Here is a 22131-nt window from a genome sequence, read left to right as displayed (position 1 = left end):
GTAAGCTGCGAAGCAAAGTGTCGTCATTAGAAAAAGGAGAGTGCTGTGTCGCGTAGACGCGTCGTAGTCACCGGTATGGGTATGTTGTCGCCACTGGGTACGGATGTGCCGAGCAGTTGGCAGGGCATTCTGGCTGGCCACAGTGGTATCGGTCTGATCGAACACACGGACCTTTCAGCCTATTCCACCCGTTTTGGCGGCTCGGTAAAGGGCTTCAATGTCGAGGAATATCTCTCGATCAAAGAATCCCGCAAGCTCGACCTGTTCATTCAATACGGCCTGGCAGCCGGTTTTCAGGCGGTGCGTAATGCCGGCCTGGAAGTCACCGACGCCAACCGTGAGCGCATCGGCGTGGCCATGGGTTCGGGTATTGGCGGTTTGACCAATATCGAAGAAACCAGCCGCACGCTGCACGATTCCGGCCCCCGTCGAATTTCACCGTTCTTCGTGCCGGGCTCGATCATTAATATGATTTCCGGTTTCCTGTCCATCCACTTGGGTGCCCAGGGACCTAACTACGCCATTGCCACGGCGTGCACCACCGGCACGCACTGCATCGGCATGGCGGCGCGTAACATTGCCTATGACGAAGCCGACGTGATGATCGCCGGTGGCGCCGAAATGGCTGCCTGCGGCCTCGGCATGGGTGGCTTCGGCGCGTCCCGTGCGCTGTCGACGCGCAATGACGAGCCGACTCGCGCCAGCCGTCCGTGGGACAAGGGCCGTGATGGCTTCGTACTGTCCGACGGTGCCGGTGCGCTGGTACTCGAAGAGCTGGAGCACGCCAAGGCGCGCGGTGCCACCATTTACGCCGAGTTGATTGGCTTCGGCATGAGCGGTGACGCCTACCACATGACCTCGCCGCCGTCCGACGGTGCCGGTGCTGCACGTTGCATCACCAACGCCTTGCGCGATGCGAAGGTCAACGCCAACCAGGTGCAGTACATCAATGCCCACGGCACTTCGACCCCGACTGGCGACCTGGCGGAAGCCGAAGCCATCAAGTCGGTGTTCGGTGAGCACGCCTACAAGCTGGCGGTCAGCTCCACCAAGTCCATGACCGGCCACCTGTTGGGTGCGGCGGGCGCGGTCGAGGCGATCTTCAGCGTCATGGCCATCAAGGATCAGGTCGCTCCGCCGACCATCAACCTCGATGAGCCGGACGAAGGCTGCGACCTCAACTTCGTGCCTCACGAAGCGCAACCGATGCCGATCGATGTGGTGATCTCCAACTCGTTCGGTTTCGGTGGCACCAACGGTTCCCTGGTGTTCCGCCGGTTCGCCGAGTGATGCACAGCTGGGTCGACGGTCAGCCAGCGGACAGCGTGCCTCTGAAAGATCGTGGCCTGGCGTACGGCGATGGCCTGTTTGAGACCATCGCCGTCAAGGCCGGGCAGCCGGTGCTGCTCGACCGTCACCTGCAACGCCTGGAGGCGGGTTGCAGGCGCCTGGCCCTGGTTGCGGACCACACGCTGATCCGCAGCGAAGTGCTGGCCTATGCTGCAGCCTTGGGCAATGGTGTACTCAAATTGATCCTCACCCGTGGCGACAGCCTGCGCGGCTATGGCATCAACCCTGGCGTCCCCGTGCGCCGTATCTTGCAGGGCAATCCGCCCGCTGCTTATCCCCTGGCCCATGCAGCCGATGGCATCCGCCTGTTTGCGTGCGCCACTCGCTTGGCCGAGCAGCCGTTGCTGGCCGGTCTCAAGCACCTTAATCGTCTTGAACAAGTGATCGCCCGCGCCGAATGGCAGGATACCGAACATGCCGAGGGCTTGATGCTGGACAACTCGGGTCGCGTCATCGAAGGCGTGTTCAGCAACCTGTTCCTGGTGCGCAATGGCTTGTTACTAACCGCTGATCTGAATCGTTGCGGGGTTGCCGGCGTCATGCGCGCGGAGATTCTGGCCCAGGCGCAAACCCTGGGCATCCCGGTGGCCGTGGCCGACATCAGCATGGACCAGTTGCAACAGGCCGACGAAGTTTTCGTGTGCAACAGCGTTTATGGCATTTGGCCCGTACGTGGTTGCGCCGGGATGAGCTGGTCGGTTGGGCCGCTCACCCGTAAACTGCAGGGCATTGTTCGCGCGCTATTGGAAATTTGAGTTGATACGAAAACTGGTTTTACTGCTGCAGATCAGCCTGGTCTCGGCAGGCTTGCTGCTGGGCTTCTCGGCCTGGAAGCTCGACTCTGCGCTGAAGCAGCCCCTGAATCTGACCCAGGAACAATTGCTGGATGTACCCGCCGGGGCAACCCCGACGGGCACCTTCAATCGCCTTGAAACCGAAGGTGTGCTGGATGGCGCCTTCTGGTTGCGCCTGTACTGGCGCTTCAACCTCGAAGGCCAGCCGCTGCACAGCGGCGAATACCGCATGACCCCAGGCCTGACTGCCGAAGGCCTGATCGGCTTGTGGCAGCGTGGTGAAGTGGTGCAATACAGCCTGACATTGGTGGAAGGCTGGAACTTCCGCCAGGTGCGTTCAGCGCTGGCCAAACACGAAAAGATCGTGCAGACCCTGTCGGGGCTGAGCGACAACGAAGTGATGGACAAGCTCGGCCACCCTGGCGTGTTTCCCGAAGGGCGATTCTTTCCTGACACCTACCGCTTCGTGCGCGGCATGACCGATGTCGAATTCCTGAAAAAAGCCTACAACCGCCTGGATGATGTACTGGCCCAGGAATGGAGCCAACGCGCCGCAGATGCACCGTATACCGACCCTTACCAGGCGCTGATCATGGCCTCCCTGGTAGAAAAGGAAACCGGTGTGCCGCAAGAGCGCGGCCAGATCGCCGGGGTGTTCGTGCGCCGCCTGAAAATCGGCATGCTGCTGCAGACCGACCCTACGGTGATCTACGGCCTGGGCGAGCGCTACACCGGCAAGCTGACCCGCGCGCACCTCAAGGAAGCCAACCCCTATAACACCTACATGATTGCCGGCCTGCCGCCGACGCCGATCGCCATGGTCGGCCGCGAGGCGATCCATGCCGCCTTGAACCCGGTGGCCGGCAGCAGCCTGTACTTCGTCGCCCGGGGCGATGGCAGCCATATTTTCTCCGATGACCTGGATGCGCATAATGCCGCCGTGCGTGAGTTCCAGCTCAAGCGCCGCGCCGATTATCGCTCCAGCCCGGCACCGGCGGTAAAACCGCCGGAAGACGCGACACCACCGGCCGATGCCGCCCCGGTTGAAAAAACCGCCGAGCCAGCGCCGGACGCCGCTGCGCCGCAAAGCCCGCAATGACTCTGACTAAGGACTGCCTGTGACTGGCTTGTTTATTACCCTGGAAGGCCCGGAAGGCGCCTTATATCTCTTTGTGGTTCAACGTAAACCAGTGTCGTTATAGTCTCCTCTATAAAAATGTAAACTACCCATATAGGGTAATTATTTTGGTGATACGGCTTACAGCCCTTTTTGCACCTGCGTTTTAGTCCTTGACGCCTATCTGGCTCGTCTCCATCATGTAAACCACTTAAGTCTTTCTGCAGTGGTGAATCTCAATGTCAAATGGATGCCTGATCGTCTGCGACGGTAATAACGGAGCTGGTAAATCGTCGGTGATCAAGCATCTCAGCGGGTGGTTGAGCGAGGCTGGTCATCACGTTTTAGTGACGCGTGAGCCTGGTGGAACTCCGATTGGAGAAAAGATCAGAGAGGTGGTACTTGATCCATCCACCCCTGAGCTTTGCGATACGACTGAACTGCTTCTGTTTGCCGCTGCTAGGGCTCAGCACCTTCAAGAGAAAATTATCCCAGCCATTGAGGGTGGAGCGATTGTGATCTGTGACCGCTTCACACCCGCCACCATCGCATTTCAGCACTTTGGTCGAGGTCTGCCATTGGATCGTGTACTGGCGATCAATGAGATCGCTCTGGGTGGCTTCAAGCCTGACTTGAATATCATTTTAGATATCGATCCTGCGGTAGGCATGCAGCGTGTGGCCGGCCGGGGAGAGGTCTTGGACAGGATGGAGTTGCAGAAGGCTGAGTTCCTATCGCGTGCTCGTCATGGCTTTCTAGTCCAAGCCCAGGAAAATCCAGACACCTTTGCGGTTGTGGACGCCTCTCAAAGCTTTGAGGCTGTTGCTGCAGACATAAGAGCGGTAGTAGAGGAGTTGTTGGCTCGCTTGGCATAACAAGGAGCCATATATGCGATACCTCTCCATGTATCACGCTGAGCTATCAGCGACGTCCGCAGATGCAAAGGTCATCCTCGCAAATTATATAGAGCATCCGCTGTTCAGTTTTACGGATGCTTTGTGCTGCGGTTTTCACTACGTGTTTATAAAATATGTCCCAGATGTCAGTTATTCGAAAGGGTATGCTCTGCGTTCGGCGATAAAGGATTTTCTAGATTTCAGGCAAGATCACAATAATAAGCTCCACCCTGACCTTCATCTAAAGGGGGTTGGGGATATCGGTGTTGAACAGTTTAAGCTTTTTATGGATAGGTTGCGGCGCAATGGCCAAACTCTCTATCCTGCGAGAAGCATAAGATCCGCAGTTTTAAAAGTGGCAAACCACAACGATGATGGTCTTCCACTGTTAACGTTGCCTAGCGTATTGATTAAAACTCAGGTGAGAGAGCCACTCGATGAGGCGGCCGACGCCAGTTTTTATGAATCGATGCGGTCGGAAGTTGATAATATGCGATTCATGCTTGAGTTTCGCAAGCAGGTTGAACTCGCTGAACCATATCGCTTGGACGAAATCCGTCCTTTGATCTCAGAGCTCTTGTTGATCAGTAAACAATCAGAATGGGTTATTGATCCTGCTCGAGCATTGAAGACTCTTATGTTGGATGGTTACCCATTTAGGGTGACTAAATCCGACTCTACGGCATTGCGCAAAAAAATCCGAAAAATACCATATGTACAATCAATAACCCGTCCTAGCGAATTTGTATTAAGTTGCTGTCTGCCTTATAGTTATTCCATTCTCAGAAAGCAAACCCCAGACTCAATTGCTTATGATGATCTGGTGCGAATGTATTATCCTACTGCACAAAATCAAGCAACTCTGGGGCTTTTCATTCAGCGACAGTCGAGTTGGAACAAAGAGACAGTTATAGCCATCGATAAAAATCACTTTCTGCACCCTATGTCTGAGGTTGCGCATTCTGATGTGGTTCTTGTTGTATCTGAAAAAGAAAAATCCCAATCTGCTAACAAAAACTATGCGTCTCCAAAACTCGCAAAAGCAATGTCAACCAGATCGGATAGGTACTCCATTTTTAACTTGATGGAGCTTGCTAAGACTCTGTCAGAACCTCTCGCTGAAGTTGTGAATAGCTCGGACAGTTTCGCCCTGGATGATCCGCTGAGATGGTCGATATTCCTATGTCTATCTGAGCATGAATCTGACTGGCAAATCAAAGAGTCCGGCCCTGATATCAGAGTAAACTCGCTGAAAAATCAGAAATATTGGAACATTGGTGTCGCTGAGTTTTTGGGCAAACACCAACTGGTGGACGCCGGTGTGCCACTTACAAGCGCGATTGACCTGGAGGGGCGGCTTAGGGTGACGTGGGAATACTACAACGCCAAAAAAACCAAGCATCCCTTATCGCTAACCGCCCTGCAACTTGGCCATTCCAGCCTCGAGACCACGAGTGCTCATTACGACAGTTCAGCCATGGCTATCAAGGATAGAAAGGTGCGCTATCGGAGCATTCAGGAAGAGTTGATGGAAAAATTCCGAAGTCATAAGTTTCACGGAATTGTCGGTAGCACTGTTCGGGCGAAGTCGGCTGATCCCACCTTTCGTATTTTTACGATCATGGGGCATGAGCGTGCCCTGTGGGCTTGTATAGACTCGAGTAAGCCAGATTATCCAGATGCTGTTGAGCTATCCAAGAACGAGCGATGTACTCGACTGGATAAGTGTTTATCTTGCAGTCGTATCTACGTGCTTGGCGACTCATTACCTTTCCTAATGGAGCGGTTATCAACACTTCAGCGCGCGGTCGAGGCGGACGAAGGACGCCTTGAGGTGCACAAAGATGAAATTGAAATTTTGGAATATCTCCTTAGCATTTGGGGAAACCAATCTGCGATTGCTGAAGCGCTTGTTTACATGAGGGGATACGAGGCGTTACTGCCGTTTGATATGCGCTCACTCATCGTCTACATTGAGGATTAACTTGTGTCTAAAAATAATGCTCAAGGTGACGATGATTCTTTTCAGTCCATTTTGGATGAGATTGAGCGCGAAGCGTCTGATGCGGCCGATGCCTACTTCTCCGAGCTATATGAGGCATCTCATGGTGGAGCCGAGGGAGTTTGCAAGCAGCAGCTGAGCGGGTTGGTGACGAAGCTAGCTGTGTCCCCTAATGGATGCTTCCCTGTTTCAGAGTATTCCAATTATGGCGAAATGCGATGGGTGTTGTTGCGCTCCGAAGGCTTTAAGGATATTGAGGTTTATATCGATCGTGCTCGGAGTGATTTGCAAGAGTTGAAGCGAGCTATATGTTACCACTTTATACCTCACCTACATCCGATCGGTACGATTCGAAGTTTTCGTTCGACTGAAACTTATAGTGACGGGTTTCGTTACGTACAGCGGCATATTTTTGAAGCGAATTTTTTAGACGCTTCTCCCGAACATATCGGTGTCATCACTGCAGGAGTTTTAAATGCTGCATTAGATGATGCGCGGGACTCCGGAGTGATGCGTGCTTATTGGTTGTTATTTTTCCATATCAATTTCTGGATTTTTTTGTCCGTCGAAAAGTTGATTCCTGAAGAGTTATGCCTAAAGGTAGATTTGAACGATGTTGATACCATAGCGCGCCGAAAAGATATCCAGAAGGTTATTCGTGTCTCGTTTGTAGGCTGGAAGCCTTTTTCCGAAGATGAATTGCGCGACTTGTTAACTTATTCTTTCTTTTGGATTGATAAGGGTGTTCCGGTAATTAATGAGGTGTTGGAATATTGTAATGCGCGGCCTGAGATGGATAAAAAATATTATAGTTATGGAAAACGCGATCTAGAATTTGAGGCAGTAGTTGGTAAGGAAGTAGACGGCGTTGAGATCGTTGGGTTTTCGCATACTGTTCAGACGTTAAAACAAAAGGGTAGTGGTGGTAAAATCCGGTCATATGACACGAATCTATACACGTGGCGAAAAGGATTTATGTACGCCGTAGATAGGGTGCGAAACGCAATCTTCATTCTCTTCGGTCTAATGACAGGGCTGCGCAGGCGTGAGTTGGCTCCGCTCCAGTTCGATGACGTTTACAAGAAGGAAAGTGATGGTCTCTGGTATGTTTCTTTTGTCAGGTATAAAACCAGCGACGATCCCAATTATTTTGGGGAGGCTGATGAGATTCCTCTCCCGGACTACCTAGGAGATGCCATCGCTTCTTACAAGAAGCTTAGAGAGTTTGATAAGTACATGCTGAAGGGTTACTTATTCCAGCCTGTAATTCCGACCCATGAGATGAATCAAGTGGACAGGATGATCACCAAGGTTGCCGTTAATCTTTCTGCGGAAGTTGGTGTTGACGGTCTCCATATTCATCGCTTTCGGAAAACGATAGCTGAAATATTGATTAATAAGTCTGAACGTAATATTGATATTATTCGGATGCTTTTTGGTCATTCAAGTTATGTCATGGGGCTACGGTATATTGCAAGGAACCCCTTCTTGGTTTCATCTGTTGTCGAGACCTTGAGAGAACACTTCGCCAAAGATTTTGTCGATATTCTCCAATCTATCAATTCCGGCGTTTATGCTGGAGAGGCTGCCAATGGTCTTGCTGGTCGCATGGCTGGTAGGCCGGACATTTTTGTCGGGAAACTTTTGAAGCTTACGGTTCTCGAGTATGTCTCTCACATGTTTCAAGGCGGTGAGGCTGTCTTGGTTCAACGTACGACGCTTAGTACGTTTTGTATGAGCGGCCTTATTCACGCTGGGGAGTCTCTACCTCCGTGCATCGCTGATCGGGCAAATCTGATTTATCCAGTAAGCCCGGACGTATCGAGCTGTCATATTCATTGTCCTCGCAATTTAGTGCTAGGTTCCGCTCAAGATTCGATCGAACAGAATTTAAAGTTTTATAAGGCGATCAGGTCATCCTCTAGAAAACTCAGTTACGCCGCCCAATTTGAGCTGGATCAAAAGATCAGCATTAATGAGAGACTGCTTGAAGAGTTATTGCACCCTAAACCACCTGTTATCGAGCGTGAGGTTTCGCAATCATGAACAGCCCTTCACGTAAACGACAGAAGAGCAGGGGAAAGCGATAATGACTGCAGTTAACACTGAACAGCGACTCAAAAAAATCATCTGTGATCATTACCTTAGCGGCTCTTCAGAGCGCCTTACTATGATCGAGGTTTGCGCCCGCGCGGAAATATCTCGCCAGGCTTTTCATAAATTTTATAGCCATCTAAAACCGTATTTGACCGGGGCCAGGAATGTTGATGAGTTGCTGGTCGGAGACCAAGCTGATGCCAGCAAAACAATCATCCAGTGCCAGAAATTGGTTAGAGAGGCGCAAGCCGAGCTGAGGTATGTGAAGGAAAACCAGCAGAAGGAGCACAAGAAACTTGAGGGAGATCTTTTAACGACACTCATGAATGGTGACGTGCTAATCCATCACTCCCGAGAGCTTACTAACGAACTAAAGAAGAAAGCGCTCCATAACGAGATTCTCAAGCGAAATCTCTTAGAGAAGGAACTCGAACTATCAGAAAACCGTGGTTTGAACAGCGCTGTAAAGCAACAGGGCAAGCCTGAGTCAATGATTATGAAGTTCCAGTTAGATACTCGGGATGCTGTGGCCAGATATTCAGAGACTCAAGACCTGGCTGGTTATTACAGAGATAAGACTCTCGCAATCAGTAAACTAAAGGAAAAACTACAAAAATTCCTGAAGAAAGGTGCTGTCAGGGTTGTAATTTTTCAGAATCGTTTCATTTCCTCATTCGATAAGTTTCTCGAGAAGAACTTTCATCCAGCGGACGCTGTTGTAGTGATTGATTTGCCTCTTGCATCCAGATCCGAAATTCGGGACTTCGTCCGTGGTTTGGTCGATGCAAGGCCACTCGAGATATTCGTTCCGTATTGTGACAGCGAGGCAACGATCAAAGCCCAACGCGGCTTTTTGTATGGCCAGATTCCCGCTCCTGAATTTCGAAGCTTCGATAAAGAGCCGCTCCCTAGTATTCAGGATGGTTTTGATCGTGTAGTGGTGTCTAAAATTGCCCAAGGAGATTGAGATGCTCGAGATCTCCAGAAAACTAATTACCTATGCGTGCCCACTGTCAGGTAAGGAAACCACTCACTACATATTGATTGCGGAAAGCGGTCAAAAGCGTGTGCTTCTAAGCCATGCTAACCTTTACCTTCGCGCTGTCACAGCACAGTCCGAAGATACATCTAATAGATACTCCCATTTAATTGCTAAGTTCTATCGATATTTGTCTACCACGGCTAAGTATGAAGGGGTAGAGCTTTATCGATATCATGCGCTCGTAGACAACGATGATTTGAAAAATTGGCAGGTTCATCGAGCGATTAAGCGTCAGGCAAAACAGTCCTTGAAGCCGAGTACAGCTACGATCATTGATGAGGGTAAACTCGTCTACGGATTCTTTTACTGGTTGGATTTGGAAGGCTATTCTAGTTGCTTAAATTTCAAGCTAAAAACCTGGCAGCCTAATTTTAAGAACAATGATTTGCTCAGCTATATCAAACGTGAGGCGCGCGTTGCATTGGATGGTAAAGGCATTAAAGCCTTGGATCGTGAGTGGCGACAGAAGCAAAGCTATTCACTTATCACTAACCAGGAGATCAGGGATTTCGTTGGTGGGTTCCATGACCCTGTCTACGTAGCGATGTTCATGCTTGCGTTGGGCACCGCGATGCGCCCTATGGATCTGTGTGATTTCCCCTACGCGGGCAATGGGTTTAATCGACATATCCAGCCACATGAAAACATGACGTTCGATGAAGAAACAGTTGAATACCGAATCTATTTTAGTAAAGGCAAAAAGCACCGTACCATCAGAATCCATCAAGGGGATCTTAAAGCTTTAGCCGATAACTATACGAATACACTTTACCCGCCTAGGGCAGAGTTATACGCCAAAAAGTATGGTAAGCCTTGCCCACCTTCGATTCTGTTTTTGAATGCCGCCGGGGAGCCTGTGACACCTAGGATGGTAGCGACTCGCTCCACTGCTGCGAAAGTGCGGGCTATAAGCAATGGTTCGAAAATGCGCTCTGATGTTTGCTTCTATGACAGCAGACATTGGTGGCCAACCATGTTTTTGATCAAGCGATTTGGGTCGGGATTGCTGGGTGAGCTTAGTGAAGTAAAAGACATCGCTGCAATGGAAGTGCTGAAAGCGCAGATGGGCCACGCTCACCTGCATACTACCTACGATCACTATGTTGATGTGGCTCGTGTTCTGTTGCTTGCGCACGAAGGCTATGTGAACGAGCTTTACATCAACGCGGATCAGACAGTCAGTGAGTTTCTCAGCGAGCCAGTATTCAAAAGTTAAGATCGGGATCCTGGGATGGCTCACATTGTCTCTAGTTTGGGCTTGCCCACTTCGGGGTAGGGCTGTCGTAAACCAAACCCTGGCTGCGTCAGGTTTTGGCCCTACGGGCTTCCATCCTCAAGCCTCTGGCCCAGGGCCGGCGCGCTTCGCTTGCGGTAATGGCCTATAAGCATCAAGCGTTAGTCATCATCTTCATCCTGGCCACCATGGAGCGGCGTACACCCACAGTCTTCAATGGCACCTCCATAGTAATTGTCTTCGCCATCTTCCACCTCCCACATACTGGTGGTGCAATAACAATGTTGGCACTGATAGTGATACGTTGACATATAGATTGATTCCTAGCTAGCAATGGCTGAGTCAGTCGTTGTTGTGCGAGTAGTCGTCGAAATAATCCTCTTCATAATAAGGATCGTATTGGGCGAATACCGCTGATACGGCTTGGGCATCCCGCTCACTCAACCCAAGGCTCGAGTTCAACGTTATTTTCTGCCTGACTGCAGACTCATGATTGTCATAAGCGTATTGGGTTGCTTGCCCTTCACGACTGCCTTCCTGCACGAGCATCAGCCTGTAAATGTGTCGCTCGTTTGGAAGCTCGGTGCAGTAGTAGCAGTGTCTTTTTGGTAAGGCCTTACCGGTCAGTTCACGCAAAAACAAGCTTGTAACGCACCCATTTTTGGTAGTCATGGATTGCTCATGCAGAGAGTAGAAGGCGAGGGTTTCCGGCTCACCTGGATCGCCTGCGCGAAGCAGGTAACGTGGACTTAGCCACCAGAGCCAAATAGTGACCTCTCCGTCCGCTATCGTGACCTGAACAGGGGGAAGCGCTGTGGAATGCTTTCTTCGTATGGGGAGATTGAAAGCCGGCCATTCTTCGATAGGCTCGGCTGGGTCTAGCAACGAAAACTTTGAAGTCGCGCCTGAAAACCGATGCTCTCCACCACTGGCGATCCTTTGAGCTAGTTTTTCGGCGACTTTCACCATGTTCCAGGCGTTGCTGCGATCATGGATCAAGTGGTAGGAGGTCGCACGCCCCGGCGCGCAAACAACAGCAAAACCGAGACCAGAGTCTCCCCAATCATCACTGGACGAGTCAGGTAATTTCGGTGCTTTGACGCTCATCACGTTCCAGTCACGGAACCCACAGGCGCGCGATATAGCTGTCAGCCATTTCCCGAGCGGTACGGTATTGAAGATGTGAGCGTGAGAATGTTTTACGTAGTGCGCTAATTCTTTTGCTTCGGCAATACTGAGAGCAGGCATACCTTTCTCCATGATGAGCACATGTAAGAACGGGGCCTCCCCTTGCCATTCAGTGCTCAGTTAGGAGCGCAGCAAAGAATTTTTCAACAGAGATTTACCGTGCCCAAGAGGGGCGGGAGGGGATGGTTCTCTAGACCTTGCGTGGATGCTACCCATCGTTGATTGCTTTCGCAATATTATATTTGCAGTGGTTAAATTCGCGAAGAGCCTCCGATGGCCTATGGAAGGAGCGGCTTCAACCAACTCAACATGCCTCGTTCGATTTGCTGCAGATCTAGGCAGCGTGGACGATGATCAAATGCCGCATATCAAGGGGTTAGTTTGTGACTACCAGTTCCCTCGCTGAGCGATTGCGTGAGGCTCATCATATCGTTGTCTTCACGGGTGCAGGAGCGTCAGCAGAAAGCGGCATCCCAACATTCCGATATGCGCTGAGCGGACTATGGGAGCGATTTGATCCTGCGCAGCTTGCGACTCCTGAAGCGTTTCGTGCAGACCCGAGCCTGTGCTGGGGATGGTACGAGTGGCGCCGGCTGAAGGTTATCCAGGCGCAGCCAAATGGAGCTCATCTCGCTATCGCAGAGCTTGCTAAGCATGTGCCCATGCTAACCGTGGTGACCCAGAACGTTGATGACCTCCATGAGCGCGCTGGTAGCCAGGACGTGATTCATCTCCATGGCAGCCTGTATTCACCCCGTTGCATCGACTGTGGGCTGGCGTATACGTTGCCCGTAAAGTCTGACGCGCTGCCTGAGGGTGGAAGTCGGATTGAGCCGCCACGATGCAGTGCATGTGATGGGCATGTTCGACCTGGAGTCGTTTGGTTCGGTGAGATGCTTCCGGAGGACGCATGGAGTGCTGGTCTCGCAGCTGCAGATGACTGCGATGTCTTTCTCTCGATTGGTACGTCCGGGATTGTTTACCCAGCTGCTGAGCTACCGCTACGTGCGCTGGGTCACGGGGCAACTGTGGTTCACATCAATCCTGTGCGGTTCGAGATCAGCAGTAAGGAGCATTTTCTCCAGGGCCCTGCTTCGGACATGATGCAAAGCCTGCTTTGCGAAGCCTTCGGCGACGGTCTTGTTTCGTAGTCGATAGAGATTCACATCACTTCTGCTATGGGCTTGCCCCCTTGGGGTGCGGCTGGCGTGAACCAAACCCTGGCTGCGCCAGGTTTTGGCCCTTCGGGTGTTCATCCTCAAGCCTCTGGCCCTTCGTGGGCCGGCGCAGGTATAAGGTCTTGATGTCTAGCAGTCGGCTAGATGTCGTTCTTGCGCAAGTCTGCAACGGCTATCTACGACCCAAAGCAGACAGTCAAATTATCTATTTCTGAGGGCACAGTCGTCGCAGGATGCGGGGGCCTCATCCAATTGAGGTAACGGGGCACCAGTCTCAGCTTGGGGCGCATGCAGAGTGAAGCATCACTGAGGACGGCCAAAAGAAATCACATCCGAGTTGGTATAGGGCACATCCAAAACAGCCCATCCCCTGTGAGATAGACAATCAACGACGTCGGCGACGCTGGGCTCGAAGATATTCAAAAAATACCGACTGACAACAGGCTGAGCCTTCCGCTCATCAATCTTGCATAGCCTTCCACCTGATAGCAGTCATCACTGACAGATAAACGTTGTAGATAAAAGACTTAAGCTGCATCATAAGAAAGAACATGCCACCATAAAGAAAAACATATGAGATACCTACGAGCCACTCTTCGATATGGCACCCAATCGGCGACATAGATACAAGCTTGTACAATAGCCCACCCTTAACCCCGAAGACGGTTATCAACAAACAAGCTACGGTATATACCAAGTAATAGATAAAGATCCGTATAAAAATAAAGAAATTATTCTTCAGATAGGATAAGCCGGATTTCTCGTGGCGGTGCCTAGACATAGCAACCAACATGTCAGGTTGACTAATAGTGGCGAAGATGGTGAAGCCCGCCAAAAGAAAGCCAAGCACAGAGACGACAATCCCCATGGCAATTGACGAGAACTCTTTCACAATTTTAAGCTTTTCATCAAGAGAGATCTCTAAGACGCAGTATTGAGCAGTCACGAGACCCACAACGGCGATGGTTGTCCAGATATTGAAAGAGTTAAAAGGGATCCGACGAGCCTTCAGATAGATGGCCCACAGGCTTTTTTCCTCCGTCAACGCCTTGGCCGACAGATCATCATTATTCATCATCATTGTCTCTATAGGGTGCTAATTTCTCACGCGCGCTTCTGGGCGGGTTCTCGACTTGAATCAAATCATCACCCAGAAGTTCTAAAAATTTACCAAACATTTTTTTTGCGATACGAATCGGCGTATGGCTGGTAACTTCTATCGATGTCTTCAGCTGGAAATCGTTATTGTCGCCCTTAACGGTGTTTCCAGATGAATCTTTTCCGACCATTACCACCCGCTGGTTACCCTGCACTGTAGCAGCCTGAACCTCTTCAATTACGGCCTCTTTCTCTAGGCCCTCTGGGCTTGAGTGCTTGATTGTTGTGGTACGACTGCCCACCTCGTCTTTTTGCCTCTGAACTGCCCGGAAAAACCCTTCGTTGTCTAGTTCATCGTTCCTATCTGAAAATTTATAGGTCACGGAGCTGAGCACTTCATACTGGCGAATGAAATCTTCCACGCTGCGAGCTGATGTCAAAGGAATTAAATCCAGTGTCGGGGGGAAATGCTCAAGCAATAACTTCTTTTTCGTTACTCGTTTTCCCGCCGTCTTACTTTCCTCGGCGAGCCTATCAATGTATGCCTTGTGTTTCGCCTTGATGAAACTCTCTATGGTTGATTTAAAATTCTCCAGCGTGGGCGCAAATTTTGTTTCTTTCAGATAGATCAAACGATGGACATCCAGAACCAGCACAAATATTGCTGACGGAGAGGATTGCATTTCATCATGATCCTCTACCAATCCTTGTGACTGCTTGTAGATCTGTTCTCGCTCCAGAATCATATCTTTTATAAATCTACCGACCAGTAGAACTCTGCCGTCGATGGTTATCAGCTCAACTTTATCGAAAAAATATTTCGTATCACCGTATTTCCGCAGTAGGCCATCATCAGCAAAAGCTGGATAGACAACAGTATCAAAATAATCAAGAAGATTTTTGCTGCCGAACTTGCAGACAAAATTACCCAACTCAATGGGGCGCGGTGGCTTGGACATTAGATCCCTCTACGTTCCGGATTTACGGATGGCAAACTGATACCAACCATAGTTGCTTACCAATTTTTTGTCACCAATGGCAGTGTGCAGCTTCCTGCCATCTGTCAGGAAATTCAACTCCGCAGCGGCGGCGACCTGCTTCCCGAAAGATCACAGCCAGCGCTATAGCACCGCGACGTTGTGCAGAACCCACTAAATGTACACTCCCTCACTGCCACGAACTCCCAAGGATGCCGTAATCACAAAGTGCGGTGTGCCGCGCCTGGGGGTGCCGCTGTTTCGACTTTTATCTCGTTTGACGGCATCCGAGCGGCTCGCGCGTTCGCTATGACCTGATGCAGATCAAATGAGGGATAGGCGGTGGATAAGCTAAAGCGTCTGGAAAGCAATATCGAATGACTCGATGCACTTTAGAAAGGAAGGCTAGTCACCCATGCCCTGATTTCGAGAGCAATCGCAATCAGCAGGGTGCATTGGGTGACAGTCTGATTCTGGCCGATTTCTGCAGGTTGCCACCTGCTGCAATATGCCGTTCTCAGCCAAGAATGGTTACTGGTATGCTGGTCAAAGTCTATACAAGCGAGTGGTCAGTACCGTTCCAATCGGGTGCGCAAGCGGATTGCAATTTCTCACTCTAACGGCAGCCTGATCCTCTTAAGAGTTGCTCTGCTCGTTTGACCGCCGCCCCTCCTTTCTGTCCTAAGATCTACATCCCCAGATCAACCTCAAGCCGCGTCCCCCTCAAGCGACGCGGCAACGTCACGACCGGCATGATCTTCAGTACCTCGGCAGCGAGATACTCGGCATGGACGGAATAAATCGCGAGCCGCCCTGGGTCAGCCGGGCTATTGGGCACGACCGCACCCATGGTGGCTTGGGCATTTCTTAGAATATTTAGGACATCAATGCCTACGTGATCGATATCTAAATACTCGACGGTTGCGCGGGCTGGTGGTTGAAATTTTGTCCATAGATCGACGACCACTTCATAGAGGCCTTTGCGGCCAAAGTGTGCCAGTGCAGTCTTCCACAGCAGTCCCTCCTGTGCCATTTTCAAACGTGTGCTGGTCATGCGTAGAGGAATCAATGGTGAGGCTCTTTCTTGATTGCGAATTTACCCAGCTCTCGGCAGCGGCGAAGCTTATATTGCTGGCTTTAGTGGCCGAGGATGGGCACGAATTCTACGTCGAATTACTGGGCGCATGGAAAGAAGACGACTGCAGCGAGTTTGTAGTTAGGATCGTTCTTCCACAGCTCTGGGCAGGAGCTCACGCGTTACCCGTGATAGAGGCCAGGAAGAGATTGCTCGAGTTCCTCGCGTCCTACGATGATGATTTAGAGATCGTCACGGACGCCCCCCAATACGACTGGAAGCTCTTTTGCCAGCTCGTCTGCGACGAAGGAAAGTGGCCACGGAATGTGCGCAATCACCCCACCGACGCTACGACTCTGGAGGCAGTCAATGATGGCGCGCCGCTTCCTCATAATGCCCTGCTGGACGCTCGAATCATCGCCAGCATGTTCAGCCATACATCTTATAAAATTTAGCCATCGAGCCCGAAGCTACGCACGTTTTGTTGTTAACCAGGGCCGGCATTGTGGAGACGTTATTTGCTTCGCGCTGACCCAGTTTCCCCAAGAAAAACCTCGACTACTGGGGGGGCATGCTTAACCCCGCCGGGTAAATCTGATGAGACGTAGGAAGTTAATCAGTAGCCTCACGGGCCCTGTCAATATCCGCAAAACGTTCAGGCCTAACCCGCCCCCCGCGACGCAAGCCATCACCTTGGCTACCTATGCGTCCTGGCCTTCATCGACGATCCGCTTCCAGTGTCGATTGACAGTGGTGGGCGATAGCCCGAGCTGCTCAGCGATCCGCGCCTGGGTCATTCCCGTTGCCTTTAATGTCCTAACGGCCTCCAGGGTCTCTGTGTCAGCAGGTTTCCCGCGAGTGCGCTGCACCAGCGCCCCATCAGCAAACTGATCCGTAAATAGCTCCAGGCCCCCGTCTGCCTCGAATTCCCGGAGCTGTTTATGTGCGTTTTGGATAAGCGAGGTATAGGGCGTATCAAGCCGTGCTGACATGCACAAAGCCAAGAGAGCCAAAGGGTCAATTTCTAATGCTTCTGCAAGGCTTTCAAACTTTTCCAGCGTAATGCTGGTTTCGCCCCGCTCGAGAGCGCTGATCTTGGATCTGGCGCTGGCATCAGAAAGCTGTTCGTAACGGAAACGCCGGTTCAGCCGGAGAGCCCGTAGTGCGCCTGCTAAGGCAATTTTAAGCTGCATGGCTTCGCCAAAACTCAGGATATAGCCACAGAGCGGGGTTTCCGATAAACATCAATATGAGGTATTATTGTGTATGTCGTAACGTGATCATTCGTTTATCTGAATTTTTGAGCCTAAAGAGGGGGCCTCCAGACCGCGAGGGCCGTATCGGTTGCATAGGCTTTTAATTTACAAATATTGAAGAGTTTGAGAGGTGATTCGTGGATAGCTCCATCAACGATGGCCTGCTGGGCGACCCGGGGATCAAGCTCGTTGGCTTTGAGCTGACCCTCGACGAAGCGCTCGAAGCGGCCCGAAAGCATTACAAGTACCTTCCTCTCTGTGCCGTCGAAGAGTGGACAATCCTGGACGCTATCGTCACCGACGCCGAACGAACCAAAGTAGCCGCTGCCGGATGCCAACCAATGTTTATGTTTGCCCACAAGGTCGTGGACGACGAGCAGAGGCGTTTTGAACCTGGCCACTGGGTCAGATCGAGTATGGGCACTGCGCTCAACGACGGCTTTCTGTTCGAGACGCGGAATACCGTTTACGTCCTTCTCGGGCCGGGTAATCGCAAGTCAGCAACCATCAAAGAGATTTTCTCTCTATTTTGAATTACCAACCGGGCTGCTTTGCGTCCGCAGAAAATTGAGGCACCTGATGTTCAGAACACAAGACTCAGATCTTATCGGCGTCCCGGGGATCTTTGGTGAAGGCCTTGCGCATTGGCATAGCGTGTCACGGATTCTCAGAACTCACTGGTACCACCTCACTGTCCGCGTTAGTGAGCAGGGGCGTAGCACTGAACTTGCCCACATGATTGAGGGTGAGCACAGGTTGCAAAAAATGCTCGTTACCCAGAGTGCTGAACAAGAGATAACTGATGTCCAGGTTATGACTCCGGCATGGATGAACAAGGGCGCCAGATGGGACATGGAACGCGTAACTAAAGTAACTCTAGGTTACGACGGTGATTTTGAGGTCTGCCTAATAGAGGTTGAGGGAGGTGCTGTCTACCACAGCTCTCAACGACCAGACTTTCAAATCGACTTGCTAACAGACCTTCGCCCGATCTTTCTCCCGAGCATGATTCGATCAGTCTGAAATTACCAACAATCTTGCACGATACCAACGCGTCTGGTTCCGTGCGGAATTCCTGATAACGCCTTGCGGAATAGCACCGGAGCGCAATGATGCTCGACACTATAGATGTAAATTTTCACGGGAAACGCCACACAGACTTCGATCTCAAGCGAATCATCAAAGCTCAGGAGCAAGCTTTTGATATGCCTGTCACCGCCTACCTTTGCGGAGTATCTATCAGGTCTCGCGCAGGCATCGGTGTTGTTTTTGGCCACAAGCGTAAAGACCAGTACGGTCGGTTTGGCGATGGCCACCTGATCAGGACTTCTGACGTGCTGAAGGTCGAACGTGAGGGGCGGTTTTGGGTGATGACTACGGAAAATAGCCGGTACGTGCTCGCAACCTTCCAACGTGAGAATGGACGTGCGAGCCTGCGTAAATTTCTGCGCCTTTCACAGGGACAGCACCATTTCACGCCACGGATTCTACAGTAACCGTCTGTTCGTTTTTGCAGTGAGCGAAGTCTCCTGAAAAACCTCGAGGTATCGTTATGATCGTGAAAGCGGGGGAAGTCGTCTGAATAGAATCAGGTGTTTTTGAGCAGTACGACCGCGCAGGGCCGTTTGTCGCGACGCACGACTTCGACTTGGATTTATTCGTTGAAAGGATCATGCCGCCGACGGCGCAACAATGGGAGATATCTGATTTGATGAGGGACATCCCAAGACAGCTTCTGGAGCAAGGCTTCATTACCAAAATGCCTTGTAGGAAGGTTTACCTGGGGGCTTGGGATGAGTTCGAAATTAGAGAAGAGCAAGACGATATCTGATGTTGATCGCCATTACCTAGGCGTTCAACAGTTGTACCAACGTTTGAATTTTCTCAGAATCATCAGGGCAGGGTTAAACAGGCAACCAATTTTTCGGCAGCAGCTCGTTAATATCACTGGTGCGCTGTCTAGGCAGGCTCGTGAAAACCTCCTTCAGGTATTCTGCCTCCAGAAAGACGCTGATCGTTAAGCAAGTGGTGTTGGGCAGACGCTTACGGAGTTTCGCCCCATTCGGGGCGGCAAAGACCTAGTGCAACTTCTGTCGAATGCGAAAATCTCAGCTTTCCAGTTCTTACTGCAGCCGAGCTGAGAAGACGCAATTGAAGTGTTCAGAGGCTGAACTTATGACCGCAATCTTTGTTAAGACATTTATAATTGTCGAGGACATTTTCATCGATTGCCTCACCAGCCTTGGCACCTACTGCGGCTCCTGTAGCTCCGCCAAACAGGGCACCTAATATGCCTCCAGCAATAGCCCCAATGGTAGCTCCAGCCGCAATTCCCACTGGGCCGGCAAACGCGCCTACGACAGCGCCCGCTTCCCCGCCAGCCGCTGCTCCAGCTGCCCCGCCTGCGTAGCCTGCAACCCCACCAGCGACAGCACCGGTAGCGCCACCTACGCGTTTCCCGTAATTAAGTTTGTCGACATTCGTCTCGTGACACTTCGGACACGTCATCATTCTGATATTCCTAGTGAGCTGTAAAAGGTGGACATCTGACCACTGCGGGCAGATAGCGCAGGCGTCAGATCGAGAAGCCAGAGATGTTATCGGCAGCCGGAATCGAGGCTTGAGGGCTGTACACCCGCAGTTTCCGGGGCGCTACGCGGTGTACTACTGCAGGCGGCAGCGAGCATGAGTTTGATGCAGCCGGCGCCTATGAAGCAGGCATTATCCGTATGCCTACCTATGCTAGCTGATCACGCATTAGCTCTTATGGGAAAAATCAAAATTTGGCCTGAGTCGTTGGCTGCAAACTGGGCGAGTGTCCCAGGTTGACTGCGCTCCAAAGCTATTAAGTTGGACTCATAGGACAGCGCCGGGAGGATAGCTTTGCCCTGCTCCAAGAAATCCAAGATCTTCGGAAAATGGTCAGCCGGCATTTGTATCGCCATTTGCTTGTCTTTTAACAGGGATTCAACACGAGTCGCGTTGAGGGCGGGCAATTCAGTTAACAGGTCTTGTAAGGATTCCTCGGCGTATTTTGGTGCACCGACCCGCATCTGCACATGAGAGCGAAGCAGTCCAATATGGACAAGGCGCTCCTGAAAAAGGGCGATAGTAGGAAGATACTCAATGCTGCTGCTCGCTATGCTCGCATGCTTCTGAAGGATCAGCCTGCTGAGTTCGTACTCCTTCGTGATAGCTGGCAGAAGCGATTTCAGTTGATGGGTGTCTCCTTCCTCGCTAAATTGCTTGGCAGACAAAACGAGCGACCGAAACTGGGCTTCATCCAAAAATAGGGCACGATCTCGCGCCTCGCTAACGATTTCCAGAATCTGATTGATGTTGATGGACTGAGCTTGAACCTGTGCGCTCAGCTTATTGAGTTTGCTGCACACTATCGCAAAGCCTGCGACAGAAACCGCCAGGTTTAGACCAGACAGCGCAAGGTTAGCTATCTGCAATCCTTGCAGCACATTCATGCTTTGCTGTAGGCCGCCCATCGCCGTCTGTGCAGACCCGAAGCCTTGATTGAGCAATCCTTGAAGGTTTTCGATGCTTTGTTGGGCCGCTTGCTGATCACCTGGAAATTTCAGATGACCGACAATTCGGCCACCGTCAGGACTCCCAGCAACATGACGAATAACTCCGCCCCATATTTGATATATGCCGCTGCGAATGCCTTCTAGTATTTCCGGTGAGTCGGTCAAAACACGCCATACATCCGTGTTCATAGGCATGCTTCTAGGCTCCTTCGATAGTAATTATATTCAGCGTCGACTTGACGCTGGCGCATGTTTGCGATCAGAAGCACGGCGGGGACAGTTATGCGAAGCTGGCTGGTAAGTCCTGCAATTTCATTATTCAAATAGCCGGGCAGAAGCACAATCTTAAGGATTGGCACGAAAACATTATCGAAGGAGTGCTCTCCCAGAAAACGCTCCAATGGGCTTCGATCCGAGTAAACGAGCCCCCGCACGATGAGATCTAGCAAGTTCGCTCTATCTTCGTTCGCGAAGTTTTTGCTTGAGCTTTTGGCAAACTTTTTAAAAGCGTGCTCGATTATTTTCTCTTCAATGTCGAAGATATCTTCATGTTTGAGAATCTTTGCGCCGAGATGTATCCCCACATCCTTCGCCACTTCTCGGTATTCAGCGCCAGTACGCCGAAACGCGTTAGCGAGCGCGTTGCCACCATAGCAGCAGATTTCTTGCGCTAGCAGAGCGCCTATAGATTGGAGCTTTCCGAGTTTTTTGTTTTTTAGAATCGTGTCTTTGGATATGGTGCTCAGCGCGAGACGACCGTCCCCCCTATCTGTGATGATGTCTGCAAGAATGTCCAGTTCTGACGATGCCGCTCGTGCGACCACGTCCGCTAACGTCCTAGTGCGCATTACAACCGATTCCATCACATCTCCCTGGTAGCTACCGTCCGGTTTGAGCCTTGCTAGGCGGCCCGAGCTTATGACGAAATCCTCTCACAGCCGAACAACCTAAGCCACTGGCCGAATGCCACTGGTCAAGGTGATATCGGTTGAGATGAGTGAAACCGCCGATGCGCAAGCGCTGCGCGGGTACCAGTAAAAAAGGCTAGGCGCTTGTACTTGGGGTGAAGGCACAATGCACTTAGCGAGCGTGCCGACCAATCCCGATTGGGGAATGAGAAGGGAGATGATGAGCCAGAGCTGTACGATACGAGTCGACCAGCTTTGGATGGTGTACTGCAGATAGCTGTTACTGAACAGGCTGTCTATTTCTCTTGGACATTCGGGCACGTGTTCTATCTCACCGAGGCCTTACTAAGCTGCAGTGTTAGGTTCAGGGGGCGGAAATG

19 protein-coding genes and 1 pseudogene are annotated in these 22131 nt (G+C 51.2%); 13 read left to right on the top strand and 7 right to left on the bottom strand.

What is annotated here, in order from left to right; translation table 11 throughout:
• Positions 1-45 precede the first annotated feature (45 nt).
• The 8 genes from fabF (at position 46) to GIW48_RS13900 (ending at position 10514) form a co-directional block, all read left to right on the top strand.
• Entirely contained in the window at positions 46-1290 is a 1245-nt protein-coding gene (fabF, locus tag GIW48_RS13935) for a beta-ketoacyl-ACP synthase II (RefSeq protein WP_017138365.1), read from the top strand.
• Positions 1290-2105 carry an aminodeoxychorismate lyase gene (gene pabC / locus GIW48_RS13930; protein ID WP_236460486.1) on the top strand — a complete coding sequence of 272 codons (816 nt, stop codon included), beginning with the start codon at positions 1290-1292 and terminating at the stop codon, positions 2103-2105. Before fabF ends, pabC begins: the two co-directional genes overlap by 1 nt.
• A 1-nt stretch (position 2106) precedes the next feature.
• Positions 2107-3243, top strand: a complete 1137-nt coding sequence (mltG, locus tag GIW48_RS13925) for an endolytic transglycosylase MltG (protein ID WP_099548163.1) — start codon at positions 2107-2109, stop codon at positions 3241-3243.
• A gap of 257 nt (positions 3244-3500) precedes the next feature.
• Entirely contained in the window at positions 3501-4136 is a 636-nt protein-coding gene (gene tmk / locus GIW48_RS13920) for a dTMP kinase (protein ID WP_181643133.1), read from the top strand.
• A 13-nt stretch (positions 4137-4149) separates the two neighbouring features.
• Entirely contained in the window at positions 4150-6141 is a 1992-nt protein-coding gene (locus GIW48_RS13915) for a DUF4337 domain-containing protein (RefSeq protein ID WP_236460487.1), read from the top strand.
• Between the two features lie 3 nt (positions 6142-6144).
• Positions 6145-8205 (top strand): tyrosine-type recombinase/integrase, encoded by a 2061-nt coding sequence (locus GIW48_RS29760; RefSeq protein ID WP_236460488.1) that lies wholly within the window; start codon positions 6145-6147, stop codon positions 8203-8205.
• A gap of 43 nt (positions 8206-8248) precedes the next feature.
• The gene (locus GIW48_RS13905) at positions 8249-9223 is read left to right on the top strand and encodes a hypothetical protein (protein ID WP_236460489.1); all 975 of its coding nucleotides are present in this window, start codon (positions 8249-8251) and stop codon (positions 9221-9223) included.
• Between the two features lies 1 nt (position 9224).
• Positions 9225-10514, top strand: a complete 1290-nt coding sequence (locus GIW48_RS13900) for a site-specific integrase (protein ID WP_236460490.1) — start codon at positions 9225-9227, stop codon at positions 10512-10514.
• 360 nt (positions 10515-10874) lie between these two features.
• Here the strand turns inward: GIW48_RS13900 and GIW48_RS13895 are convergent, their stop codons facing one another.
• Positions 10875-11780, bottom strand: a complete 906-nt coding sequence (locus GIW48_RS13895) for a hypothetical protein (protein ID WP_236460491.1) — start codon at positions 11778-11780, stop codon at positions 10875-10877.
• 323 nt (positions 11781-12103) lie between these two features.
• Here GIW48_RS13895 and GIW48_RS13890 point away from each other — a divergent pair, with 323 nt between their 5' ends.
• On the top strand, positions 12104-12871 hold the full coding sequence (locus GIW48_RS13890; RefSeq protein WP_236460492.1) for an SIR2 family NAD-dependent protein deacylase: 768 nt from the start codon (positions 12104-12106) through the stop codon (positions 12869-12871).
• Positions 12872-13358: 487 nt separating this feature from the next.
• On the opposite strand, the gene GIW48_RS13885 is transcribed toward GIW48_RS13890, so the two are convergent.
• The 3 genes from GIW48_RS13885 to GIW48_RS13875 all read right to left on the bottom strand — a co-directional run bounded on the left by GIW48_RS13885 (position 13359) and on the right by GIW48_RS13875 (position 16027).
• Positions 13359-13973 carry a hypothetical protein gene (locus tag GIW48_RS13885; RefSeq protein ID WP_236460493.1) on the bottom strand — a complete coding sequence of 205 codons (615 nt, stop codon included), beginning with the start codon at positions 13971-13973 and terminating at the stop codon, positions 13359-13361.
• Positions 13966-14955, bottom strand: a complete 990-nt coding sequence (locus tag GIW48_RS13880) for a hypothetical protein (RefSeq protein ID WP_236460494.1) — start codon at positions 14953-14955, stop codon at positions 13966-13968. Before GIW48_RS13880 ends, GIW48_RS13885 begins: the two co-directional genes overlap by 8 nt.
• Before the next feature lie 706 nt (positions 14956-15661).
• Positions 15662-16027 carry a hypothetical protein gene (locus GIW48_RS13875; protein WP_236460495.1) on the bottom strand — a complete coding sequence of 122 codons (366 nt, stop codon included), beginning with the start codon at positions 16025-16027 and terminating at the stop codon, positions 15662-15664.
• A gap of 17 nt (positions 16028-16044) precedes the next feature.
• Between GIW48_RS13875 and GIW48_RS13870 the strand changes: the two genes are divergently transcribed.
• On the top strand, positions 16045-16503 hold the full coding sequence (locus GIW48_RS13870; protein WP_236460497.1) for a 3'-5' exoribonuclease: 459 nt from the start codon (positions 16045-16047) through the stop codon (positions 16501-16503).
• Positions 16504-16749: 246 nt separating this feature from the next.
• Here GIW48_RS13870 and GIW48_RS13865 read toward each other — a convergent pair whose 3' ends face one another.
• Complete coding sequence (locus tag GIW48_RS13865) at positions 16750-17241, bottom strand: helix-turn-helix domain-containing protein (RefSeq protein ID WP_236460498.1); 492 nt, start codon at positions 17239-17241, stop codon at positions 16750-16752.
• A 200-nt stretch (positions 17242-17441) separates the two neighbouring features.
• Between GIW48_RS13865 and GIW48_RS13860 the strand changes: the two genes are divergently transcribed.
• Both GIW48_RS13860 and GIW48_RS13855 read left to right on the top strand, forming a co-directional pair.
• Entirely contained in the window at positions 17442-17837 is a 396-nt protein-coding gene (locus GIW48_RS13860; protein ID WP_236460499.1) for a DUF6957 family protein, read from the top strand.
• 579 nt (positions 17838-18416) lie between these two features.
• Positions 18417-18800 (top strand): hypothetical protein, encoded by a 384-nt coding sequence (locus GIW48_RS13855; protein ID WP_236460500.1) that lies wholly within the window; start codon positions 18417-18419, stop codon positions 18798-18800.
• 1254 nt (positions 18801-20054) lie between these two features.
• Here GIW48_RS13855 and GIW48_RS13845 read toward each other — a convergent pair.
• Complete coding sequence (locus tag GIW48_RS13845) at positions 20055-21038, bottom strand: hypothetical protein (RefSeq protein ID WP_236460502.1); 984 nt, start codon at positions 21036-21038, stop codon at positions 20055-20057.
• Entirely contained in the window at positions 21029-21706 is a 678-nt protein-coding gene (locus tag GIW48_RS13840; RefSeq protein WP_236460503.1) for a hypothetical protein, read from the bottom strand. Before GIW48_RS13840 ends, GIW48_RS13845 begins: the two co-directional genes overlap by 10 nt.
• 196 nt (positions 21707-21902) lie before the next feature.
• Between GIW48_RS13840 and GIW48_RS13835 the strand changes: the two are divergent.
• A pseudogene (locus tag GIW48_RS13835) lies at positions 21903-22028 on the top strand (DUF4113 domain-containing protein); the annotation flags it as partial.
• Between the last annotated feature and the right edge of the window lie 103 nt (positions 22029-22131).

This window comes from Pseudomonas sp. PA-6-3C (assembly GCF_021605825.1).
GTDB lineage: Bacteria > Pseudomonadota > Gammaproteobacteria > Pseudomonadales > Pseudomonadaceae > Aquipseudomonas > Aquipseudomonas edaphica.
The sequence above is the reverse complement of the archived record's forward strand: the minus strand, read 5'-3'. Positions and strand labels throughout refer to the sequence as shown.